The organism is Rhodococcus sp. P3_B8, from assembly GCF_056402775.1.
Map to the genome: position 1 here is coordinate 1 of NZ_JBFUGT010000448.1, position 4,108 is coordinate 4,108.

General features: G+C 66.2%; 4 protein-coding genes and 2 pseudogenes. 2 read left to right on the forward strand and 4 right to left on the reverse strand.

Annotated elements, in window-relative coordinates; genetic code table 11:
- The 3 genes and pseudogenes from tadA to AC1D1G_RS42590 all read right to left on the reverse strand — a co-directional run.
- Positions 1–414 (reverse strand): annotated as a pseudogene (gene tadA, locus AC1D1G_RS42580) (major lipid droplet protein TadA); the annotation flags it as partial.
- Positions 407–913 carry a helix-turn-helix domain-containing protein gene (locus tag AC1D1G_RS42585; RefSeq protein WP_005261063.1) on the reverse strand — a complete coding sequence of 169 codons (507 nt, stop codon included), beginning with the start codon at positions 911–913 and terminating at the stop codon, positions 407–409. The pseudogene tadA and the gene AC1D1G_RS42585, both read right to left, overlap by 8 nt.
- 103 nt (positions 914–1,016) lie before the next feature.
- Entirely contained in the window at positions 1,017–2,288 is a 1,272-nt protein-coding gene (locus tag AC1D1G_RS42590) for a DUF445 domain-containing protein (RefSeq protein WP_280779852.1), read from the reverse strand.
- A 145-nt stretch (positions 2,289–2,433) separates the two neighbouring features.
- Between AC1D1G_RS42590 and AC1D1G_RS42595 the strand changes: the two genes are divergently transcribed.
- Positions 2,434–3,174, forward strand: coding sequence for a TetR/AcrR family transcriptional regulator (locus AC1D1G_RS42595; RefSeq protein ID WP_283330991.1), 741 nt, complete (start codon positions 2,434–2,436; stop codon positions 3,172–3,174).
- A gap of 48 nt (positions 3,175–3,222) precedes the next feature.
- Positions 3,223–3,531, forward strand: coding sequence for a DUF4873 domain-containing protein (locus AC1D1G_RS42600; protein WP_283330990.1), 309 nt, complete (start codon positions 3,223–3,225; stop codon positions 3,529–3,531).
- Here the strand turns inward: AC1D1G_RS42600 and AC1D1G_RS42605 are convergent.
- A pseudogene (locus AC1D1G_RS42605) lies at positions 3,518–4,108 on the reverse strand (4-hydroxyacetophenone monooxygenase); the annotation flags it as partial. The gene AC1D1G_RS42600 and the pseudogene AC1D1G_RS42605 overlap by 14 nt on opposite strands.

Below are 4,108 nucleotides of genomic sequence, written 5' to 3' on the forward strand. Positions count from 1 at the left end.
GCCGATGCCCTCCTCGACGACCGGCTGCTTGCGGATGCGCTCGACGGTGTCCTCGCCGCGCTCGGCGAGCGACGTGTACAGGTCGGAGGCGACCTTCAGGTAGGCCTCGGCGACCTTGCGCAGCTCGTCGGCGGTGAACTTCTCACGCAGCTCGGCAAGCTCCTCGGGCAGCTCGGACGGCAGTCCGGCGAGGCGGTCGCGAAGGTTCTCGACACCCTCGGTGACCTCTTCCTGGAGTCCGGCGATGCGCTCCTTGGCGCCGCCGACACGCTCCTCGACGTCGCCCTGGGTGGACTCGGCGCGCGAGCGGACCTGGGCGACGACGTCGGCCACGGCCTGCACGACGACGTCGCCGGCGCCTACGGCCGCGTACAGCGAGGTCTTGACGCTGTCGATGGTCTTCTGGTCAGTCATCGGCTTTCTCCTGTTCAACGGTGGGGGGTTCTGGTTCCGGCGTCTGGGAATCAGAACGCTGGTGTTCTTCTGTCCGAAGCTCGGACGTCCGGGATTCGGCCGCTTCCGCCGATTCGTTCTCACGACAGAACGACTCGTAGATCTCGAGCAGCACTTGCTTCTGCCGCTCGGTAATGGCCGTATCCGCGAGCAGAGCGTCRCGGAGGGGACCGTGTGGCCGCTGCTCGAGGTAACCCGCCTGGACGTACAGGACCTCCGACGACACCCGGAGACCCTTGGCTATCTGCCCAAGCACCTCGGCCGAGGGCTTGCGCAACCCACGTTCGATCTGACTCAGATACGGATTACTGACACCGGCCAGCTGCGCCAGCTGCCGCATCGACACCTGGGCCGCTTCGCGCTGGGCACGAATGAAACCTCCGATGTCGTGAGCGGCGTTGCTGACTACGCGAGCTGCCAGATCTCCTGCACCGGCTGCGTCGCGATCATCGCTTGCCATCAGTCCTCCGTGTTGCTGGGCAGAACCAAGCCTAAAGCAGGGTGCTAGCAATTGCAAGCACTCTGTTAGCACCCAGCTAGCGGACCCTCCGCCGAGGCCGATGTCAGCCGAACAGCAACGTCGAGAACGTGTAGATCAGCAGCCCCGCGATCGACCCGACCACGGTGCCGTTGATGCGGATGAACTGGAGATCCCGTCCCACCTGCAGTTCGATCTTCTTGGACGCCTCCTCGGCGTCCCAGCGCTCGACGGTGTCGGAGATGATCGCGGTGATCTCGTCGGTGTAGTGGACGACGACGTAGCGCGTGCCGGCGAGCACCCACCCGTCGACCTTGGCCCTCAGCTCGTGGTCGTCGCGCAGCCGCTCACCGAATCGCACGACGTTCTCCGCGACCTTCGTGCGCAGCGTGCTGTTCGGGTCGTCGACGGATTCCATGATCAGGCGCTTGGCGACCGTCCACGTAGCCGCAGCGAGACCGGTCACCTCCTCGCGCCCCATGATCTCGGCCTTGATCTTCTCGGCCTTCTCCATGGTCGCGGGGTCGTTCTGCAGGTCGTCGGCGAAGTCGACGAGGAAGCGGTTGGCCGCCTGCCGCACCTCGTGCTCCGGGTTGGATCGCACCTTCCAGGTGAATTCGACGAGCTCCCGGTGGATCTTCTCGCCGAGCATGGCGTCGACGAACTTGGGCGACCAGGCGGGCGAATCGCGGCTGACGATCCGGTCGATGGTCTCCTGACTCCCGAGCGCCCACTGGTGCGCCCGCTCGGCGAGCAGATCCAGGATCGGCAACTGCCGGTTCTCGCGCAGGAGTTCGCCGAGTACGCGCCCGATCGGCGGCCCCCACTGGGGCTCGGCCAGCCTGCGCACCAGGGTGCTGTCGATGATCTGCTGCACGTCCTCGTCGCGCAGGATCTCGACGAAGCCGCGCAGGATGGTGGCCGTCTCGGCAGCGACACGCGCGGCGTGCTTGGGCTGCGCCATCCACCTGCCCAGCCGCAGCGGGATCTCCGCGGCCTCCACCTTGGCGGACACCACCTCGGGGGCGAGGAAGTTCTGGCCGACGAAGTTGCCGAGGCTCGCCCCCAGCTGGTCCTTCTTGCGCTTGATGATCGCGGTGTGCGGGATCGGCAATCCGAGCGGATGCCGGAACAGGGCCGTCACCGCGAACCAGTCGGCCAGCGCACCGACCATGCCTGCCTCGGACGCGGCCCGCACGTAGCCGACCCACGCCCCCGCGCCCCGCGATTCCTGCCACCTGCACACGAGGTACACCACGGTGGCGAACACGAGAAAGCCCGTCGCGACAGCCTTCATCTTGCGGAGATCGCGACGCTTCGCGTCGTCGTCGAAGGCGGAAAGGCTCAGTTGATCCACAGACGCCATTGTGCCCAAGGACGGCGGGAAGGCGGCAACCCAGCCGCTGGACGCGCGCCCGCACAGACGGCGTTGTGCCGTGCGACAAGACCGGAGCACTAAGCTGACAGGAGATCGCGACACGAAACGGATGTGAAGAGACTCAGTGGCGAACGACGACGTGAAGGATCCTGAGCAGGTGACCGAGTCGATGACGAAGCTGGACAAGGCGGCAAAGCCCGATGGGCGCAAGCGCCGCTGGCGTGAGCACAAGATCGCGCGCCGAGAAGAACTCGTCGACGGAACGATCGCCGCCATTCGCTTGCGTGGACGCGACATCGGCATGGACGAGATCGCATCCGAGATCGGTGTCTCCAAGACGGTGCTGTACCGCTATTTCGCGGACAAGAGCGATCTGACGAACGCGACCATGGCGCGTTACGTGGAGACCACACTCGCCCCGCGGATCTACGAGGCCATCGGCGGCGACCTCGACGACTTCGAGCTGACCCGCGCCACCATCACGGCGTACGTCGAGACGGTGGCGTCGGATCCCGACGTCTACCTGTACATCATGGCGAACGGCTCCGGCCCGGGCCGCGAAACGGTCGCGGACTCGGAACGGATGATCGCGGAGGTGCTCTCCACGGTTCTCGGCGAGCGGCTGCGGCAGATGGAGATGGACTCCGGCGGCGCCGTCCCCTGGGCGTACGGAATCGTCGGCGGTGTGCAGCTGGCGACGCACTGGTGGATCTCCAACCGGTCCATGTCGGTCGAGGATCTGATCAACTACCTGACGATGATGACCTGGGGTGGCGTCACCGGTATCGCCGCCGTCAACGGCTCGCCCGCGCGATTCAATGCGATCCCGCACCCGCTGCGCCCGCCTGCGGCCGAGGCCGACTAGCGCCGAACGTTTCTTGTGTAACTATCAGTTACAGGTAAACTCGCCTGTGTGAACGAACACGAGGAAGAAGAAGAGGGCTACCGCGGCCCCGCCGACGTCGTCGTCGGCGACCGTCCTGCCGTGACCGTGCAGGTCCAGTTGGCGGGAAACTTCGAACCCATCAGCGGTCGGTACGTCTGGCACGGCCGCGTACGCACCCTGACCGACGTCCTCGGCGCCGATGCCGACCTGTCCGCGGGCACCGAGCTGCAGATCACGGGCCCGGATGGCACGGCCACCGCCCGGATCACCGGGATGGACCTCTGGGGAAGCCATCTCGTCGACGGAGTGACGCCCCCGCCGTTCAGCCGGGTGTGAACTCGAAGTCCGCCGGTTCGACCGACCGCGTCCGTCGCCAGTAGCGCACGGTCGAACCCGGCCAGATAGTGCGGTTGACGCCGTGCGAGTCCAGGTACCAGCTCACGCACCCGCCGGTGGACCACACGCCCTTTGCCAGTTTCCGTTGGATGTCGGTGTTGAAGCGGCTCTGCACGGCGGGCCGGACGGCCGCGGAATCGGCGCCGCGCCGGTCGACGAGATCCATCAACTCCAGTGCATAACGAATCTGCGACTCGATCATGAAGACCACCGAATTGTGACCGAGCCCGGTGTTGGGGCCGAAGAGGAAGAACGCGTTGGGGTAACCCGCGACGGTGATACCGAGGTGGGTGCGGATCCCGTGTTCCTCCCATTCGTCGGCGAGGCGTCGGCCCTCGACCCCGGTGAGGTCGACATTGTCGAAGCCGTCGGTGACGTGGAATCCGGTGGCGTAGATGATCGCGTCCACCGCCCGCTCAGCCCCGTCGCCCGCGACGATACTGTGCGGGCGTACCTCGGCGATGCCCTCGGTGATCACGACCGTCTTCGATGAGATCAACGCCGGGTAGTACACGTC